General features: G+C 55.4%; 13 protein-coding genes. 9 read left to right on the forward strand and 4 right to left on the reverse strand.

Annotation, left to right across the window (positions count from 1 at the left end; all coding sequences use genetic code 11):
* Positions 1 to 40 precede the first annotated feature (40 nt).
* On the forward strand, positions 41 to 3142 hold the full coding sequence (locus NCG89_RS16245; RefSeq protein WP_251087611.1) for an efflux RND transporter permease subunit: 3102 nt from the start codon (positions 41 to 43) through the stop codon (positions 3140 to 3142).
* Between the two features lie 70 nt (positions 3143 to 3212).
* Complete coding sequence (ppnP, locus tag NCG89_RS16250) at positions 3213 to 3494, forward strand: pyrimidine/purine nucleoside phosphorylase (RefSeq protein ID WP_251087612.1); 282 nt, start codon at positions 3213 to 3215, stop codon at positions 3492 to 3494.
* 6 nt (positions 3495 to 3500) lie between these two features.
* Here the strand turns inward: ppnP and NCG89_RS16255 are convergent, their stop codons facing one another.
* Positions 3501 to 4790, reverse strand: a complete 1290-nt coding sequence (locus tag NCG89_RS16255) for a flavohemoglobin expression-modulating QEGLA motif protein (RefSeq protein ID WP_251087613.1) — start codon at positions 4788 to 4790, stop codon at positions 3501 to 3503.
* Positions 4780 to 5922, reverse strand: a complete 1143-nt coding sequence (locus NCG89_RS16260; protein WP_251087614.1) for a GNAT family N-acetyltransferase/peptidase C39 family protein — start codon at positions 5920 to 5922, stop codon at positions 4780 to 4782. The genes NCG89_RS16255 and NCG89_RS16260 overlap by 11 nt, the downstream gene beginning before the upstream one ends.
* Positions 5923 to 6081: 159 nt before the next feature.
* On the opposite strand from NCG89_RS16260, the gene NCG89_RS16265 reads away from it, so the two are divergent.
* The gene (locus NCG89_RS16265) at positions 6082 to 7548 is read left to right on the forward strand and encodes a RimK family ATP-grasp domain-containing protein (protein WP_251087615.1); all 1467 of its coding nucleotides are present in this window, start codon (positions 6082 to 6084) and stop codon (positions 7546 to 7548) included.
* Here NCG89_RS16265 and NCG89_RS16270 read toward each other — a convergent pair.
* Together NCG89_RS16270 and NCG89_RS16275 are read right to left on the reverse strand one after the other, a co-directional pair.
* Positions 7545 to 8600: a DUF3080 family protein gene (locus tag NCG89_RS16270; RefSeq protein ID WP_251087616.1), complete on the reverse strand. Its 1056-nt coding sequence runs from the start codon at positions 8598 to 8600 to the stop codon at positions 7545 to 7547. The two genes, NCG89_RS16265 and NCG89_RS16270, sit on opposite strands and share 4 nt — an antisense overlap.
* A gap of 27 nt (positions 8601 to 8627) precedes the next feature.
* Positions 8628 to 9197 (reverse strand): glutathione peroxidase, encoded by a 570-nt coding sequence (locus tag NCG89_RS16275; RefSeq protein ID WP_251087617.1) that lies wholly within the window; start codon positions 9195 to 9197, stop codon positions 8628 to 8630.
* Positions 9198 to 9367: 170 nt separating this feature from the next.
* Here NCG89_RS16275 and NCG89_RS16280 point away from each other — a divergent pair, with 170 nt between their 5' ends.
* The 6 genes from NCG89_RS16280 (at position 9368) to cas7e (ending at position 18621) form a co-directional block, all read left to right on the forward strand.
* Positions 9368 to 10354: a helix-turn-helix transcriptional regulator gene (locus NCG89_RS16280; RefSeq protein WP_251087618.1), complete on the forward strand. Its 987-nt coding sequence runs from the start codon at positions 9368 to 9370 to the stop codon at positions 10352 to 10354.
* A 24-nt stretch (positions 10355 to 10378) separates the two neighbouring features.
* On the forward strand, positions 10379 to 12058 hold the full coding sequence (locus tag NCG89_RS16285) for an SWIM zinc finger family protein (protein WP_251087619.1): 1680 nt from the start codon (positions 10379 to 10381) through the stop codon (positions 12056 to 12058).
* Positions 12059 to 12329: 271 nt separating this feature from the next.
* Entirely contained in the window at positions 12330 to 15077 is a 2748-nt protein-coding gene (gene cas3, locus NCG89_RS16290; RefSeq protein ID WP_251087620.1) for a CRISPR-associated helicase Cas3', read from the forward strand.
* A gap of 316 nt (positions 15078 to 15393) precedes the next feature.
* On the forward strand, positions 15394 to 16986 hold the full coding sequence (gene casA, locus NCG89_RS16295; protein ID WP_251087621.1) for a type I-E CRISPR-associated protein Cse1/CasA: 1593 nt from the start codon (positions 15394 to 15396) through the stop codon (positions 16984 to 16986).
* Positions 16979 to 17545, forward strand: coding sequence for a type I-E CRISPR-associated protein Cse2/CasB (casB, locus tag NCG89_RS16300; RefSeq protein WP_251087622.1), 567 nt, complete (start codon positions 16979 to 16981; stop codon positions 17543 to 17545). The genes casA and casB overlap by 8 nt, the downstream gene beginning before the upstream one ends.
* Positions 17545 to 18621, forward strand: a complete 1077-nt coding sequence (gene cas7e / locus NCG89_RS16305) for a type I-E CRISPR-associated protein Cas7/Cse4/CasC (protein WP_251087623.1) — start codon at positions 17545 to 17547, stop codon at positions 18619 to 18621. The genes casB and cas7e overlap by 1 nt, the downstream gene beginning before the upstream one ends.
* The last annotated feature ends 6 nt before the right edge of the window (positions 18622 to 18627 follow it).

Here is an 18627-nt window from a genome sequence, read left to right on the forward strand (position 1 = left end):
CGAGTGAGCACGTAGCCCAACAGATGGCGTAGGACGCGACATGCATTTCACCGATATATTCATTAAACGGCCTGTGCTGGCTGTGGTAGTCAGCCTGATTATTTTACTGCTCGGCCTGCGGGCTGGACTCGACCTGCGGGTAAGGGAATATCCCGAGCTGCAAAACGCCCTGATTTCAGTGAGCGTTGCCTATCCGGGGGCGGACCCCAAGCTGGTCGAGGGCTTTATCACCACCCCCCTGGAGCGGGAAATTGCCTCGGCTGACGGAATCGATTTCCTCACTTCCACTTCCTCCCAGGGCCTTGCCCAGATCAATGCCAATCTGCATCTGAGTAAGGACCCCAATGAGGCGCTCACGGAGATTTCTGCCAAGGTCAACAAGCTGCGTAATCAGCTACCGGTGGGGGCAGAGGATCCGGTGGTGGAGCTGTCTGACGCCGGTGCCACAGCGGCGATGTACATCTCATTCTTCTCTGACACCATGGACGACACCCAGATAACGGATTATCTGTCCCGGATTGTTGAGCCCGAGCTGGCTGCGATCCCCGGTGTTGAGCGCCTGCAGGTGATCGGTGGCAAACCCTACGCCATGCGAGTGTGGCTGGATCCCGAGGGGCTTACTGCCCATAACTTGACGGCCAGTGAGGTGTTTCAGGCGATTCAGCGGGAAAATGTGCTGTCGGCGGTGGGGCAGACAAAAGGGGGCTATGTGCGGGTCGGTATGTCTGCCGACACCGATCTGAACGATGTTGAGGCCTTCCGGAATATGGTGGTCCGCTCCGATGGTGATGCTCTGGTGCGCCTTCAGGATGTGGCACGGGTCGAATTCGGTGCCGAGGAATATGATTCCAATGGCTTCTGGAACGGTGAGCCCAGCGTGTTTATTGGTGTATTTGTGCGACCCGATGCCAATCTGCTGGACGTGATGGCGGACATTCGCAGCCTGTGGCCCACCCTGAAAGCCGCTATGCCTGAGACATTGGGTGCGATGATCGGCTATGACAGCACCATCTACGTAGACAAGGCTATCAAAGAGGTGCGCGCGACACTGATCGAGGCTGTGTTGATTGTTGTGGTGGTCATTTTTCTCTTCTTGGGTTCCCTGCGCAGCTCGGCCATTCCGGCTATTACCGTGCCCTTGTCGCTGGTGGGCGCACTGTTTCTGATGTATGTGCTGGGCTTCTCCATCAATCTGTTGACCCTGCTGGCCATGGTGTTGGCCATCGGCATGGTGGTGGACGATGCCATTATTGTGTTGGAGAACATCCACCGCCACATCGAAGAGGGAATGAAGCCGAAGGATGCCGCAATAGCAGGTGCTCGGGAGCTGGTGGGGCCGGTTACTGCCATGACCATCACCCTGGTGGCAGTGTATGCGCCGATCGGGTTTCTCACCGGGATTACCGGGGTACTGTTTACCGAGTTTGCTTTTTCGCTGGCCGGGTCGGTACTGATTTCCGGTGTGGTTGCTCTTACCCTGACACCTATGATGTGCAGTCGCATGCTGAAGCCGTCCCACGGTGAGGCCGGCGAAGAGAGCCGTTTGGCAGTTTACCTTGATGAAAAGTTTGAAGCCTTGCGCTGTCAATATAAACAGCGTCTGCATGGCTCCTTGGATCAGCCTGCTGTTGTTGCCGTGTTCGGCTTAATTGTGTTGTTGTCTTGCGGTTTTCTATACGTCGGTAGTCAGTCTGAGCTGGCCCCCGGCGAGGATCTGGGATTTGTCGGGGTGCTCCTGGAAGGGGATGGCTACGCCTCACCAGAGTATGTGCGAGAGTACTTCATTCGTAGCCAGGACATTGTTAGAAGCAATCCTGATGTGGCGAATGTGTTCGGTTTTGCTGGCGATGTGACCATGGGCGTGAATTCGGGGTTTGTCGGCATGATGGGCAAACCCTGGGATGAGCGCAGTGCCAGCATGGCGCAAGTTGCTGCTGCCCAGACAGAAGCGTTGCAGAGCATTACTGGCTTGCGGGCTGCGGTGTTTGAGCCGCCACCGTTGCCAACACCCGGTCAGGGATACCCGGTGGAGCTAGTGCTGAAGTCGACGAGTGGGCCTGAAATTATGGCCGAGGTGGGCAACGAGGTGGTCAAGCAGGTGATGGAAAGCAAACGCTTTTTCTTTGCTGCCACTATGCTCAATTACGATCGCCCGGAGACCGAGTTAAAGATTAATCGGGAGAAGGCGGCGCTGATAGGCGTAGACATGGCCACCGTCAGTGCCGACCTGGTGGCATTGATGGCTGGGGCTGAGGTTAATCGCTTCTCCTACGAGGGTCGCTCCTACAAGGTGATCAGTCAGGTGGAGCGTCAAGCGCGGCTTAATCCGGAACAGTTGCAGTCTTTTTATACCCGCACCCGCAGTGGTGACCTGGTGCCTCTGTCAACGTTGGTAGAACTGGAAGAAACCATTCAGCCCCGGGCGATTCCACACGCTCAACAGCTCAACTCCAATACCATCGTGGCGGTGCCTCGCCCCGACGTGACCCAGGGAGAGGCCCTGGCGATGATCGAGGAGATTGCCCGAGAGGTAATGCCGAGCAGCTTCCGACTGGACTACGCGGGCAGCTCCCGTCAGCTAAAACAGGAGAGTGGTGCACTGCTCGCCACTTTTGTGTTTGCCATCATTATCATTTACCTGGTTTTGGCGGCCCAGTTTGAATCCTTTCGCGATCCCCTGATCATTCTGGTTACCGTGCCGATGTCGGTCTGTGGGGCGCTGCTTACCATGAATATTTTTGCGCTAACCAATGGAATGCAACTCACTCAATTTCCGGGGATGACGCTCAATATATACACTCAGGTGGGATTGGTGACCTTGATTGGGGTGATTTCCAAACACGGTATTCTGATTGTGGATTTTGCCAACCGCATGCAGCGTCAAGGCATGAGTAAACGCGATGCCATTGAGGAAGCCACATCCATTCGCTTGCGCCCGATACTGATGACCACGGCGGCATTGGTCGTGGCCATGGTACCGCTGCTGACGGCCAGCGGTCCGGGCGCCTCTTCGCGATTCTCATTGGGAATGATCATTGCCTCGGGGATGACTATTGGCACCCTGTTTACCCTGTTTGTTGTCCCGACGGTGTATTTGTATATGGGCCGGGATTACAGTAAACAGCCGGTGGCGGCCGAGTGAGACCGCCGCTGAGGTTCTGGCGCCGGACGAGGGGGGCGAGTATGATTGCGCCTTCGTTTTGGAGGCACCTATGATTAAACACAACACCTATTTCGACGGCGCAGTGCAATCTCTGGGATACGCTGGCGCCGAAAAGCCTGAGTCCCTTGGTGTGATGGCACCCGGTGACTACCAGTTTGGCACCGATGCTGCCGAGCGTATGGAAGTGTTAAGCGGCGCGTTGACCGTGAAGCTGCCAGGCAGTGACGAGTGGCAAACCTTTTCTGCCGGCCAGGGTTTTGATGTGCCCGCTTCCAGCAAATTCGATCTTAAGGTTGCGCAAAATACCGCCTACCTCTGCATCTACGGCTGAGCTTTTTTAGCCAATCTTCCGGAACAGGGCCTGGAAATGGTCCTGTACCCGGGCCACATCCAGTACTGACATCCCGCTGGAGAAGCCAAACCACACGTACAGACCGTTGAGGTCCTTGAACATGGGCGGCAGGTATTTGGGAGCGGCGATCAAGCCTTCCTGCTGGTAGTGGTACAACACCGGCACATCATCCAGGGCTACCTTGCCCACAAACATCAGCGGCAACACTTCTGGCCGGTCTGACAGAATAGCGCTGCGGATAAAATTGACGGTTTCCACAAAGCCTTTGACGTAGGAAAGGTCTTTGGTGAAACAGCTGCCTCCGCGAATATCACCGCCCCGAAAAACGCGCTGGGCTATCTTGTAGCAGTCCTTGGGCGGCAACCCCTGATCGATAAAATAGCGGTAGACCTCCATAAAATCGGCGCCATTTTCAGCCAGGTCGATGGCGACAACCCGGTCGCTGATACGGCGCGCCCGGGCCGGGAAGGAGCTGAAGGTCAGGGTTTCAATCAGCACCGCCAGCCCTTCCTGGGGCGCGGTGATTCGGGGTGAACCGACACTCAGCCAGCTGGCCCAGGGCTGATTGCGACCGTTGAGGGTGGTGCCCACGTGAACCCAACCCTCGTGCACTTCCAAGACCTGCAAGTCGAGGCTGGAAAAGGCGGCATGGGTGTTGACCTTGATGCAGTCGCCCCCGGCAGAGGCGTCGGAGACAATGCCATCGGTTTCTTTTACCGTGAACGCGCTGTCGGCGAAATAGGGCAGAAGGCGTCGCTGAAGTTGGCGCACCGCCTCATCGGCGGGAATATTCTTGGGATAGGCCGCAGCGAGGTGCTTGGCTGCTGGCAGTGAAAATATGTGGCACAGCCGCTGCCCCATTTCGATCAAGGTCATTTTGTCGCCGCGAAGATGGTCCCGGGCCGATCCGTAAAGCTGTTGGCTCGCCCGCTGAAAGCCGGGCTTGCCCCGTTGGCTGACCAGCTCCACGACCAGTTCGTACTGCTCGATTGTCTCTTGCAGAATCGCGCCCAGCGGGTCCTGCCCACCCAGTTGAGTGGTGATTTTGGTTTTGAGATTCGCCAGCTGGCTGCGGATTTGCTTCGGATCAAAACTCAGGGGAAAGCCGTCGTAATAATCCGGCGGAATGGTGGGTAGGGCAGTGGCGCCCTTGGCAAAAAAATCCTGCTCGATGGCCTGGGGCCACTTGATTGCATCGAGAATCAGAATCGGCTTTTGAATGGCGATCAGCTCATCCGACAGGGCCTTGAGGGCCTGGGCGTAGTCAGTCTTCATCAGTGGATGGGTGTCCTCCCGTGGTGGTGCGGGGATGAATGGCCAGCAGGCAGCGCAATCGGCGTCTGCCAAAGCTGGCCATAGAGATAAACGCGTCGATATTTACCGGCACATGGCGGCAATCGGCGGCGGTGTGACCCAGGTCGTCGTCGGTGTCGGGGTCGTTAACATAAACAAAATTGGCGTCGCTGCGGCTGATATACACCCAGTGAGGCGCTCGATTGCGGTTCAGGGCCCAGGTGCTTATCAGCGCGATCAGGTGGCTCTCCTGCTCCAGAATCTCTTTGAACTGCTTGGGGCCCAGCGGGTTGACCTCTACGGGTGTGCCGAACTGGCCGAGCTGGCTGACAAAGTCCTGATGAACCAGCTCGATGACGCTGCGCTTTTCCTGGCTGCGCACGCTATCGATAAAGGGCGTTTCTGCGCTGCTGATAAACAGTTTTGCGCCAAACCCGCGGCGCAGCGCTGCCAGCGCCAGGCCATGGGGCGAGCAGCCGCCGTGTCCTGAGGTCATGTAAATGGTGGTCGCCTCACGCCAAAGCCGCATTTCCTCCTGCCGGTCGATGACGGCGGCGGGGTCGATGCTGTGCATGGCCATCATCAGGGCCGCGGGGCCGCAGGTGAAATCGGTGGTTTGGGCGTAGTATCGCGGCGCCTGCTCGCTGCTGAGCGTGGCGGCAGTGTGCAGACGCTTTTCGAAGCGCAGTGCGCTGCAGCCGTCTTCGTAATAGTGCTCCACCGTATCAAAGCAGAGATAGCCTTCCCGCCGGTACAGGGCGATGGCCGCGTTGTTGTCCTCACGCACTTCCAGGCGCAAAAACACGCAGCCTGCCTGTTGCGCCCGTTGATGCGCGTCGTGAAGCAGCTGGGTCGCCAGGCCCCGGCCCCGGTAGTCAGGGTTGGTAGCGATGGAGTAAAGGCGGGCCAGGCTGGTGCCGGTGCGGTACAGCAACAGGCTGTAACCCATGATTTGGCCGGCCTCTTCAATTATCGCCAGCTCATGGGGGCCAGCTTTGATAAACCGTTTGAAGCTGCGGCGGGACAGCCGGTCTCCGGGAAAACAGCGCAGCTCGAGCTTGAGTAGGGCCGCTAAATCAGCATCGGTCGCGGTGCGAAGGCGGGGTTGAGACATGGCAACATCCAAGACGGCTCCGGCTGGCGGAAAAGCCCGGCCAGCAGGCGGATGATACTGCGCAATATTTCCTTATCTCAATGCGAATTTGCATCTTGAGGTTGGAAAAGTTTGGTCGCAGAATGCCGAACTTCGCTATCCGCCCGAGGCCACCGCGCTATGGCTCGCTTTTACGTTGTTGTCGATGATCTCAAAGATTGGTCCCCCTACTTTCCCAGCCAGGATGTGGTCACCTTTGACCAGTATCTGGAGCAGGCGGGCTCGGCGGCCGACGAGCGGGTGCGGGTGATAAACCTTTGTCGCAGCTATCGATACCTCGGCACGGGTTATTACTGCTCGCTGCTGGCCGAGGCCCGCGGCCATAATGTGTTGCCCTCGGTGAAAACCCTCAGTGAGCTGGGGCGCAAGTCATTGTCAGTGATTCAGTGGGAGGGGGTAGAGCCGCTGTTGTCGAAGTTGCCCAAAGGCCAGGCGGGTGAAGAGCTGGAAATTCACTGCTGGTTTGGTCACACCTTGAATGAGGATCACGAGGCCCTGGCCAAGGCGGTGTTTGAGCGCTTCCCCAGCCCGGTACTGGAAATTACTCTGGAATTTAAGGGGCATTGGCGGCTGCGTAAGGTGCAGGCGGCGTCCTTGAAAAATTTGAGTGCCGGTGCTGAGCAGGATGCCTTTGCAGCGACTTTCGAATCCTTCAGTAACAAGATGTGGCGCAAGCCTCGGGCGCGCAAGCAGTTTCGTTATGACCTGGCGATTCTGGTGGACCCCGAAGAGAAGTTGCCCCCCAGCGACAAGGCGGCTCTGCGCAAGTTTGTGAAAGCCGCCCAGCAGCTGGGCATCTCGGCGGAGATGATTACCCGCAAGGATTACATGCGCCTGCCGGAATATGACGGCCTGTTTATCCGCGAGACCACATCAGTGGATCACCACACCTACCGCTTTGCCAAAAAGGCCGAGGCGGAGGGGCTGGTGGTGATGGATGACCCCACGTCAATTTTGCGCTGCACCAACAAAATTTATCTCGCAGACCTGCTGCGCAGCCATAAAGTGCCGGTGCCCAAAACCGAGTTTCTGCGCCGGGAAAACGAAGAGGAGCTGCGCCGCATTGCGGACACACTGGGTTTTCCCATGGTGCTAAAAGTGCCTGATGGCGCCTTTTCTCGCGGTGTGGTGAAAGTCGCTAACTGGGAAGAATTGGTGAGCGAAAGCGAACGCTTGTTGGCAAAGTCGGCGCTGCTGTTGGCCCAGGAATTTATGTACACCGAATACGACTGGCGCATTGGCGTGCTCGATGGCAAGCCCCTGTATGCCTGCCGGTATTACATGGTGAAAAACCACTGGCAGATCTATAAACACAGCAGTAGCCGCAGTCAGTCTGGCGGTTTCGACACCATGCCAACTTACGAAGTCCCCAAGAAAGTCCTTGATGCGGCGTCCAAGGCGGCCCGGCTGATCGGCAACGGTTTCTACGGGGTTGACCTGAAACAGAATGACAAACAAGTGGTGGTCATCGAGGTGAACGACAACCCCAGCATTGATTCCGGGGTGGAAGACCTGTTTATGGGCGAGGGCCTGTATCAGTCGGTGATGGAAGTGTTTTTGCGGCGTATGGAGCAGCGTCGCCGTTAATTGCCACCCGGCGACAGGCCGCATTGTTTGAGCAGCGCTGACGCGCTTGCAACATGTTCGCGGTAGGCCTGGGTGGCCTGCTCCAGTAGCGCCACACGCTGGCTCCGCCAGGTCAGATACTCCGTTGCAACCGCTTCCATCGCGTCAAACAGCGGCAGCTCAATCGCCGCAATGGCCGCGTTGAGTTGTTGCTGGTGGCGATTGATGCGCGCCGCCCGGGGCTGAAGTTCACCGACAAAACGCGCCTGCAGCAGTGCGCGCAGGTGGTTGGCCTTCGGTGTCGGTTGGGGCTTGAGGCATAGCGGCCTGCCATGCAGGCGTTGCTGCAGTATGTCACTGGCCCGCTGTAAATGGCTGACCGCGATTCGCTGGGCTTGCAATAGCTGGCCGCCCTGGCCCTGGCGAATTTCTCCGAGAGTAGTGAGTAGTGCATCACCGCTGCCGTCTTCTAATCCTGCCGACCAGTTTCCCGCAAGCCACTGGGCTTGCCATGTCGCCCAGCGCTGCAATGCCGCCACGGCCACATCTTCACCGTTGGGCTGATACGTTTGGCGTTGCTCGGGCGGGGACCAGAGTTCACGAAATTCTGCTCCCGCCAGGCTGGCGGCAAAGATGCGCCGGGGTAATTCCTGGGCCTTTACTTTTTTGGCGCGCAGCAGTGCGTCGGCGAGCGCATGCTGATCCCGGGCGGCCAGGCTGATTGCGCAGTTGTCGACCTGAGACAGAAACTGTAAATCAAACACCAGCAAGCTGGCGGCGTCGCCATGCTTGCCCAGAATGCTATTGCGCTGGGCCAGGGTTTGCCCGAGCTTACAGCGCCCGAGCCGAAGAAATTCCAGCAGGTTGATATCGGGTGACGAGAATTGCTGTGCCATGGCCTTTCCCCGGGGGTAGTGGGGGAAGGGGGGGAGAGGATGCGGTTGCTGCGCCTCCCGGTCGAGTAGTCGGGTGAGCCCGTCGGTGTAGGCTTGCCAGCCCTCGGTCCAACTGTCACTGGCGCTGCAGGCGACCAGTGACAGTAGCGCCAGCAGACCCAGGGTAGCGCGTTTCATTGGCCTGCCGGGTCATTGCCCACCCGTTTATTGCCCAGCCGTTGATTGCCCACTCAAGGCCCCTTCAATGGATTTTTTCAGCGAGTCCGATGAGGGCTTGGTCATTGAGGAAAAGCTTTCGGTCTCGCCGGTGGCCGGGTTGAGCACGTATTTGTAGAAGTTCCACTTCGGTTTGGTGCCGCTGGCCTCGCTGACCAAGGCCAGCAGCGGGTCGGGTTCATCGCAACGAATGCAGGCCTTGCGGAACATGGGGAAGGTCACCCCATAATTTGCATGACAGACTTTTGAGGTCTTGGCCGCATCGTCATATTCCTGTCCGCCAAAATCTGCGGTGGGCACACCGAGCACCACCAGCCCCTGGTCTTTGTACTCCTGGTAAAGTGCTTCGAGGCCTTCAAATTGCGGGGTGAAGCCGCACATGCTGGCGGTGTTGACCACTAACACCGCTTTGGCATTTTTCACCGTGTCGCACAGGTTAAGCTCACCGGCTTCAAGGGTGGGGCGCGTGGTGTTGAGGCTGTTGGGGCATTGCCAGTCGGCCTGAGCGGCCACGGCGGGAACTGCCAGGCTCAGAAAAAAACACAGTTTGCGAATCATGATGCTGCTTGCTCCTCGCCCGAGAGGCGGTTCGGGGCGTTGTGTGTTAAAACAGGGCCGGTGGGCCGAGTGTTTGTTATACCGCCAGCCCAAGCAGTGTGGATCATAGCCTTTGAAACTGGCCACTGTAAAAGCGGCTTTGTTTGTGACAGGACGTTGCCGGGGGTTGCGTGGATAAATTTGATCGATTCCAATTGCTGCATCGCCAGTTTTGTAGCCACCGGCGCCCCATTGCTCTGGGCAAACTCGCGGATGCTCTGGAATGCTCCGAAAGAACGGTCAGGCGCACCATCGACCAGATGAAGGACTACCTCGGCGCGCCCATTGATTACTTTCCCGAACACAAAGGCTGGCACTATTTGGATTGGCACTGTAGCGACGGTGAGCGGGTGCTGTTTGAACTGCCCGGTTTATGGCTGACCGGCGGCGAACTGCAGTCCCTTGCGCTGCTGCTGCAACTACTGGGCACGTTTGGTAGCGGTCTGCTCAACGATGAACTGGCTGTGATTGAGCACAACATCAACCGCCTGCTTGCGGCCCGAGGGATCAGTCGTAGTGACTTCGATCAGCATGTTAAAGTGCTGCCCCATGCCAACCGCTATCTCGCCAACCCGGTGTTTGTTGGGGTGTGCGAGGCATTGCTCAAACGTCATAAGATAACGATTCGCTATTCGTCCTATAACAATAAAGCGAGTCATCGTGATATTAGCCCCCAAACCCTCGTTTATTACCGCGAGAACTGGTACCTGGACGCCTGGTGCCACCTGCGTCAGGACCTGCGTACCTTTTCGTTGGCGCGGATTGAGCGCCTGGTACCACAAAAGGCGCGGGCCAGGGAGGTGGCGCCTACCCAGCTTAAGACCCACTTTGCCCAGGGCTATGGCATCTTTGCAGGTGCGGCTGACAATCGGGCTGTGTTGCGCTTTCTTCCTGTGGTCGCTAAAGAGATCGCCTTGCAGCAATGGCACCCCGCGCAGCAGGGGCGCTGGGAAGGTGATGATTATCTTCTCACCCTGCCTTACAGCGATGACCGAGAGCTGATCCAAGATATTCTCCGCCATATCCCCAATGTGGTTGTAGAGGCGCCCACCGCATTGCGCAGTGCGGTGTTGGCGCGCCTGCAACAGGGCATTCAGTTGTATAACCAAGAGGTTTGATGTGCAGAAATTACTGATCAGCTATTGATTCGGCTTGCCGGTGAAGCAGCCTACAAACGCGGCGTGGGCTATTACCGTGAGGATCGGGTGGGCCCGCTGCGCCACAAAGGCAAAAGCGTTATTGCCGAGGTGGATGGCAGTGAGACTTACCAAGTAGTGTTAACGCACACCGGCAAAGTATTCGAAGGTGTCTGTGATTGCCCAGCATCTGATGGCGTTGATTTTTGCAAGCACTGTGTTGCCGCGGCGCTGGTATACCGGGATGCCCTGCAACAAGAGCTGCAATTGCAAAGTAGCAAAAATAAAGATCGGTTGCCCACCTACTTGATGGGCATGAGCAAGGAAGCCCTCGTTGAGCTTCTGATGGAACAGCTTAAAAATGACCGGGATATGCTGGCACAACTGACTATCAAAGCAGACCTGGCCGCCGGTAAGCTCAATGATCGTGCGATAAAAAAGCAGATTACCGCTGCCATGCCCCTCAATCGCAATCTGTTCCGTTACGCCCAAGTGCGCAGTTACTTTGCCCGGCTTGAGACCGTGCTGGATAACCTGGACAGCGTGATTCTCGATTTACCGCCCGCCAAGGCCCTGGCGTTGATCGACTACAGCTTTGACCGCATCGAGCGTGCCCTGCACACCATTGATGATTCCGGCGGCTTTCGGCTAGCTGTGCTGGCGCAGCTGGGTCGTTGGCATCGCCATATTCTGGATGCTTCAGCGCTGACAGAGGCGCAATTGGCGCAATACCTGTTTGAGCGCTTTATGAGTCCTGCCTGCGATTTTTATCCGGAGATTCCCGGGGATTACCGAGACTTGCTGGGCGATGCCGGTATGCGCGATTTTATCGCCCTGATAAGACAGGCCTGGGATGCATTGCCGCCGATGCAGGAAAAAGACTGGGAGCGCATGGGGGACTACTACCACCTGCGCGGCCCTTTAGAGGACGATGCTGAAACCCGCCAGGACCATCAGCTGATCATCGACCTGCATGCTAAAACCGCCGTGGACTTTCGGGATTTTTTGATGCAGTCCGAGCGGTGCCTGGAGCACGGCCAGCTGGACCAAGCCTTGGTCTGGCGCCAGCGGGCAGAGCGCGTGGCTGGCAAACAATACCACTACGCCCAAGCACTGGAAGATAACCAGATTGCCATTGACCTCTACAATAAACAGTACGCGCCAGTGGTGGAGCTGCTATGGCAGCGTTTTGCCAAACAGCCCGGGATGGAAGGCTACCAAAAGATATTGGCGATACCCAAGCAAAGGGACGGCAAAAGCAACCGCAACAAAGCCATCGAACTGGCCACTATCGCGGCCGCAAACACCAGCAACGCCTATTTGTGTTGGCAGGGTAGAAACACCCTGGCTGAACTTTATCTGCATTTTGAACAACCTGAAGATGCATTGCGCATTGCCGAAACGCATCAGCTTGAGTCGGTTCTGCTTGTTCAGGTAGCCCAGGCCAACCCCGACCACGCTGGACGCGGCTTACCTCTGCTCTACGGCGCCGTACGACATCTGATCGACCAGAGTAATAACAAAAGCTATCAGGACGCCATCGACATCCTTAAACACGCCAGAGCGTTAGCCGGTGACCGGTATCGCGCCGCCATTATAGATGAATTGGCGGGGATTTTGGTGGAGTACAAACGAAAGCGGAATTTTTGTAGCTGGGTTCGGGAAGCCTTCGCTGAGGTGTCTTAAGAGAGCGCTGGGGATGGAAAACAGTACTGGATAAAACGCCAGGACAGGTTTTGGCCGACAGCTTGGCTAAAGTAGCGTCAATACTGGTGGAACTGAGAAAGCCATGGAATCCATTAGAAAGTTGCTGAATTGCGAAAAGCGCATTGCGGATGAATGGATCGAGAGAGCCTAGGTCGATGTGATGGTGAAGTTTGATCCCCCTGCGGTGGAATGGAATAAGGACGAACAGTGATTATCGCTAATAGTGTTCCGTAAGCGGTGGAGGACGGTGATGGATGAAAAGGTAATTGCCTCCGAACCCGTACCGGATTTTTATCGGTATTGGGGCAAGGCCAAAAGAGACGATGTGTCACCAGGGCCAGACTATCATCTGTTGGCTTATCACAGTCTGGATGTGGCGGCCTGTGGCTGGCTGTTAATGTCGGAGGAATACCCTTACGTAGCGCGAATTGCAGAGACTTTGGGTATTGATGAACATCAGCTGCGTCGCTTGTTTGTGCTGTTTCTGTGTCTGCACGATCTCGGCAAATTTGCCCGGGCATTTCAGGGGCTAGCACCCGGCTTATCTGCACAACTCGTCGCGCCAATGCCCGGTATGAGTTATGAGGTGCGCCATGATTCCCTGGGTTTTTGGCTGTGGCGGGAGTCTGCTGAGCTTCAAGACGTGTTTGCCAAGGCATTTAATGTAGATCAAAAGCAAGTGCGGCGGTTGCATCAGCTCGATACTTGGTTAGAGATTGTGACCGGTCATCATGGCCAGCCTCCCCAGTATCCAGGAAATATCCGCCTTCTTGATCATTTTGATAAATCCGATATTGCCTCCGCGGTGAGCTTCTCGGGAGAAATGCTTAGGTGGTGGTTGCAAGCGGAAGACCTCGGCTTTTTGCAGGATAAAGCGCTGAACAAGGAACTTAAAAGCCAGTCCTGGTGCTTGGCGGGATTGGCTGTGCTGGCGGATTGGTTGGGGTCCAATCAGCGCTATTTCGGTTACTGCGCTCAACGCGTTCCTTTAAAAGACTATTGGGAGGAAAGCGCGCTGCCCTCGGCCCGTAAAGCACTGGCGCAATCGGGCCTCCAGCGCCGCCCCGTGCAAGGATTTGAATCGATCAGACAGTTATTTCCTTTTGTCGAAACGCCTACCCCTTTGCAGCATTACGCCATTTCACAGCCGCTAGTAGAAGAGCCTCAGCTTTTTATTCTGGAAGATGTGACGGGTGCAGGTAAAACCGAAGCGGCGATGGTGCTGGTTCATCGCCTGATGAGCGTCGGATTGGCGGATGGCCTATATGTTGGCTTGCCCACGATGGCCACCGCCAATGCTATGTATGGACGCATGGCGGAGTGTTATCGGGCCCTCTATCCACAGTCAGAACGGCCTTCTTTGATTTTGGCCCACGGGGCCAGGCATTTATCGGCGGAGTTTTCCGACTCTGTTGGTTGGGGGAACCAGCAGCCAAGTGACGTTGATTACGCAAGTGGCGAAGCCAGCGCCTCTGCCTATTGCAATGCCTGGTTTGCTGATAACCGCAAAAAGGCGCTGCTCGCTGATATTGGGGTTGGGACGATAGATCAGGGGCTGTTGGGCGTTTTACCAGCACGCCATCAATCTTTGAGATTGGTGGGTCTGAGTCGAAAGGTTTTGCTGATTGACGAAGTACACGCCTATGACCCCTATATGAAAAAGCTGTTGGAAAACCTGCTTGAAATGCATGCCGGCCAGGGTGGCAGCGCCATATTGCTGTCGGCAACGCTGCCGTATCAAATGAAACGCGATTTGATCGCCGCTTACGCCAAGGGGACAGGCAAAGACATGTCTGCGCTCGATTCGACAGCCTATCCCCTGGCGACGCAGTTTCCTGCGATTGCAGAGCCCCAGTGCGCACTAGCAACCCGGCCGGAGGTAGCGCGCCGAGTAGAAGTGCAGAGGCTGAATGGCGTAGACGCGGCTCTGGCGTTGATTGCAGAGACAGTGGCGCAAGGTCAATGTGTTTGCTGGATCCGCAACACGGTGGATGACGCTCGGTGGGCCCGTCAACAGGTGCGCAATATCTTGGCAAGCGATGAAGTCGTTCAGTTATTCCACAGCCGCTATGTCATGTTGGATCGGCAGAATATTGAAGCGGATGTGCTGGCCCGCTTTGGTAAGCATAGCGACGGCGCAAAACGAAAGGGACGGGTGCTAGTCAGTACGCAAGTAGTGGAGCAGAGCCTTGATCTTGATTTCGATGTACTGATCTCCGATCTGGCGCCAATAGACCTGTTACTTCAGCGCGCTGGTCGCCTGCATCGCCATCGTCGGGACGCCCAAGGTAATCCCGTTGATTCGCCGGGCGAAGCGGATCAGCGCCCACCCGCTGTATTTTACGTTCATTCCCCTGATCCACAGGACGATGCCGATGAGAATTGGCTGGACGGCCAGAAGGGGACCCTGGCGGTATATCGTGATCTCGGCCAGCTCTGGCGTTCGGCCAAGGTCTTGTTTTCCAGAGGTGGATATCGGATGCCGGAAGATGCCCGGGAACTGATTGAGTCAGTGTATTCATCGGCAACCTCGCTAATCACTCCAGAAGCCATCGAGGAAGCCTCCTTCTCTGCGGATGGCGACCGCCGGGCCGCGGCCAGTATGGCGGGTTTCAATATGCTGGATATGAGTAAAGGCTATACCCGGAAAAGCAATGACGCGGGTTGGGGGGAGGAGGTTAATGTACCGACCCGGCTAAGTGACGCGTCAGTGAGTGTGGTGCTGGTGAAACCGGATGGGGAGGGCAGTTGGCGAGCCTATGCGGAACACCCGCACTACCCCTGGGATTTAAGCACGGTGAGTATGAGGGAAAACCTCTGGCGGCAGGCGGAAAAGGCACTGTCGTCAGAGCTGATAAAGCAAATGGCTGACTTGCAGGAAAATCATAACGCTTTGAAATGGAAGAGACTGTTTCCGTTGGCGGGGGTATTGGATAGCTACTACGACCAAGAGGTAGGGTGGTTGGGAGGCCCCGCCGAAGCGGGGAACGGGCAATAATGAACCACTGAAAAGTGGTTCTATCACGGTTGATCCCAAATGTTGGGAACGGGAGAGATTGTACAGCAAGTGAATTTTATTGAAAACTGATTTTATCACTTAAGAAATGTGTGGTAGTCTCGCTAGTATCTCCTTTTGGCCAAAAGGTTTAGCGCGATGCGAGTAAGTGACTTGGTGGAATTGATTCAGGTGATTGACCGAGCAAATTGGTCGACAAAGCTTCTGTTGGGGATTGTGGCGTCAGCCGTGATTGTTGCAGGAGTTGGTGTATACGTTTCTTAGATTGCACATGGAGTTTGGTGAGGGAATACGAGCTATGAACCTATTGTCGTCTCAATGGATACCTGCCATCCGGCGGGATGGAAGCCAATGCAAAATTGCCCCTTGGCAAATAGCAGAAACTGACAACCCGGTTGTTGAGCTATGCGCACCTAGGGCGGATTTTCAGGGAGCACTCTACCAATTTTTGATTGGGCTGTTGCAAACCTGTGTTGCGCCGGAAGATATTGTCGAGTGGGAGGAACGTTATGTTGAACCTATGTCATCGAGGTATCTTCAGGAGGCGTTCGGCGCCTGGAAAGATGCATTTGCATTGGATGCCGAGGTGGGCAGCCCCGCTTTTCTCCAAGATCTCACTTTGGAGGATGGCGAAGAAAAGGGTATTGCTGGGCTGCTGATTGATGCGCCGGGGGGGAAGACCCTTAAAGACAATCTCGATTTTTTTATTAAGGGGGGCTTGGTCAATGCGCTGTGTCCGTCCTGTACTGCTTTGGCTTTATTTACCCTGCAAACCAATGCGCCTTCTGGTGGCGTGGGGCATCGTGTTGGTTTGCGTGGCGGCGGTCCCCTTACCACGCTCTTGCGACCTGTGGGTGATAGCAGTCTGTGGCAAAAGCTCTGGCTCAATGTATTGGATCAGGAGCAGGGGCTGAAGACGTCGGCAGAGTCTATGGATGCGTCGATACTGCCTTGGCTGGCGCTAACCAGATTATCTGACAAAAGTGGTAAGGCAACGTTGCCAGATGATACCCATCCGCTGCAAATGTATTGGGGAATGCCCCGACGTATCAGACTTTGCCCCGCAAGCCAGTCAGGTGAGTGCGATCTGTGCGGTGAGCAGGATTTGCCGCTCTATTCCCGCTATCGAACCCGTAACTATGGTGTCAATTACGAAGGCCCTTGGCTTCATCCGCTTACGCCGTACCGCTTTGATCTCAAGAAAGAAAACGAACCCCTGTCGTTAAAAGGTCAGAAAGGCGGCCTTGGTTATCGGCACTGGTTGGGCTTCATGTTTCACGACGATGGCAATGGTGACCGCGCATCGATCATTGTTCAGGATTTTTTTAACAATAAATCGCGGGAGCTGGATAGTGAGAAACAGCTAAGCCTGTGGTGCTTTGGCTATGACATGGACAACATGAAAGCGCGTTGCTGGTACGAACATATTTTGCCAGTCTTTCATTTGGAGCCTGAACAAATCGTCAATGTGCAGGCATGGATACAGACGTTACTTACCAGCGCTAAAGATAGCGCGCCCTTGCTTAGAAAATACGTTAAAGAGGGTTGGTATCGGCGACCTGAAGATGCGACAGGCGATGTGGGCTTTATCGACACAGAATTCTGGCAGGCCACTGAAAATGACTTTTACCGATTGCTGGGGCAGATGGCGGCTTTGCCGGTGGGTGCTGATCGTGTACCACCAGAAATCTATGGCGACTGGCGGTCAGTCCTTTATAAGTCCGTTCTTGAACTGTTCGATCACTTCACTCTGCAAACCTCGGTGGAAGAGCTGGATTTGAAGCGAATTGTTAATGCCCGCGATGCACTGGTTAAAAAATTTAATTCAATGAAATCGATTAAACACCTGAGGGAAAAAGGCCAAGTTGCCAAGGAGGTTGCCAATGGCTGAAACAATGGAGGCGAAAAAACACTTTTACTACCTTCACGGCGCGGCGCCTGATCGCTTGCTCGCTTGGTGGTCGTCGCTGGATGAAAATCGTGGTTTGCGCGCTCGCTTGCGCCGGGTGGAGCGCCCGGATGATGCTTTGTTGACGGAGGCTTTCTTTAATTTTCTGGAGTATGTTCCGCCGCGCTGGGCTGAAACAGAACATCTTTACGCGAGTGCGTTGGTTGCCTGTGCCTTGGCTCAAGTAAGGCATAACCAACCTGGGAGAAGTTTTGCTGCTCAATTAGGCGGCGGTGAAGACGTTGCTGTAATGAGTGATCTCCGTTTTCGGCAGCTGATTAAAAGCCGTACCCCTGAGGAATTCTTTCGCAGGCTGATTCGGGCCATTCGTATGCTCAATGGTGGTGTCAATATTCTTTCCCTTGTTGAGGGCATTCTGCGTTGGTACGACGAATATCAAACAGGTCCCGATCGCAATCCGGTAAACCGGCTCAGTGTGCTATGGGCCAAGGATTATTACCTTCCATCTAACTCATCTACTACTTCAAAAGGAACTGAATAATGAGCCGCTTTATCCAGATACATCTACTTACTGCATATCCTCCCGCCAATTTGAATCGTGACGATCAGGGGCGTCCAAAAACCGCCAAAATGGGTGGCGTTGATCGTTTGCGTGTTTCTTCTCAAAGTTTGAAGCGCCATTGGCGTACCTCCGAATTGTTTGGGCAAGCGGTGTCTGGCCACTTGGGTACGCGTACCAAGCGACTGGGACTGGGAATTTATGATCGTCTGACTGAGGCAGGCATAAAGGATAAAAATGCGTTGACCTGGGCAGCCACCATCGCTGGAGAGTTTGGTAAGAATAAAAAGGCGGATAAGAATGATCCACTTAATGAATTGGAAATTGAACAATTAGTCCATATCGGGCCGGATGAACAGGCCCAAATAGATCAGCTGGTCGCAACACTTATTGAGGAGCAGCGCGCGCCGGAAAAAGGCGAATTGGACTTGCTGCGCGAGACTACCTCTGCGGTGGATATTGCCCTGTTCGGTCGCATGCTGGCGTCAAAGCCAGCATACAACATTGAGGCGGCCTGCCAAGTTGCCCATGCCATTAGTGTGCATCCGGTTGTGATAGAAGATGACTACTTTACCGCTGTTGATGATCTGAATGACGGTCGGGAAGATGCGGGTTCATCGCATATTGGTGAAACAGGCTTTGCCGCGGGCTTGTTTTATTCCTACCTGTGTATCAATCGTGAACAACTTATTGAAAACCTGAATGGGGATGCCGCGTTGGCTAACCGCGCGATCGCGGCATTGATAGAAACGGCGATTAAAGTGCCACCCTCAGGGAAGCAAAACAGCTTTGCCCATCAGGGCTACGCGAGTTATGTGCTGGCTGAGGCGGGCAATCAGCAACCGCGATCCCTTTCGGTTTCTTTCCTTAAGCCGGTGGAGGTTCGCGGCTTGATTGATAAGGATTATCTTACCCAGGCTGTAGATGCCATTCGCCAGCAGTATCAGGGCTTTGACCAGGTGTATGGCCCTTGCGCTGATCGCCGATATGAAATTTGTGTTGGTGAGCGCCTCGGTGCCATGGGCGAGCTGCTGGACTTTGTGGGTGGAGCCGAATAGGAGGCG

The organism is Spongiibacter taiwanensis, from assembly GCF_023702635.1.
In the GTDB taxonomy this organism is placed as follows: Bacteria; Pseudomonadota; Gammaproteobacteria; order Pseudomonadales; family Spongiibacteraceae; genus Spongiibacter; species Spongiibacter taiwanensis.

What these genes read in the sequence shown, in the direction of transcription:
- NCG89_RS16245 (WP_251087611.1), top strand. Translation starts at nt 41, where the DNA reads ATGCATTTCACCGATATATTCATTAAACGGCCTGTGCTGGCTGTGGTA.
- ppnP (WP_251087612.1), top strand. Translation starts at nt 3,213, where the DNA reads ATGATTAAACACAACACCTATTTCGACGGCGCAGTGCAATCTCTGGGA.
- NCG89_RS16255 (WP_251087613.1), bottom strand. Translation starts at nt 4,790, where the DNA reads ATGAAGACTGACTACGCCCAGGCCCTCAAGGCCCTGTCGGATGAGCTG.
- NCG89_RS16260 (WP_251087614.1), bottom strand. Translation starts at nt 5,922, where the DNA reads ATGTCTCAACCCCGCCTTCGCACCGCGACCGATGCTGATTTAGCGGCC.
- NCG89_RS16265 (WP_251087615.1), top strand. Translation starts at nt 6,082, where the DNA reads ATGGCTCGCTTTTACGTTGTTGTCGATGATCTCAAAGATTGGTCCCCC.
- NCG89_RS16270 (WP_251087616.1), bottom strand. Translation starts at nt 8,600, where the DNA reads ATGAAACGCGCTACCCTGGGTCTGCTGGCGCTACTGTCACTGGTCGCC.
- NCG89_RS16275 (WP_251087617.1), bottom strand. Translation starts at nt 9,197, where the DNA reads ATGATTCGCAAACTGTGTTTTTTTCTGAGCCTGGCAGTTCCCGCCGTG.
- cas3 (WP_251087620.1), top strand. Translation starts at nt 12,330, where the DNA reads ATGGATGAAAAGGTAATTGCCTCCGAACCCGTACCGGATTTTTATCGG.
- casA (WP_251087621.1), top strand. Translation starts at nt 15,394, where the DNA reads ATGAACCTATTGTCGTCTCAATGGATACCTGCCATCCGGCGGGATGGA.
- casB (WP_251087622.1), top strand. Translation starts at nt 16,979, where the DNA reads ATGGCTGAAACAATGGAGGCGAAAAAACACTTTTACTACCTTCACGGC.
- cas7e (WP_251087623.1), top strand. Translation starts at nt 17,545, where the DNA reads ATGAGCCGCTTTATCCAGATACATCTACTTACTGCATATCCTCCCGCC.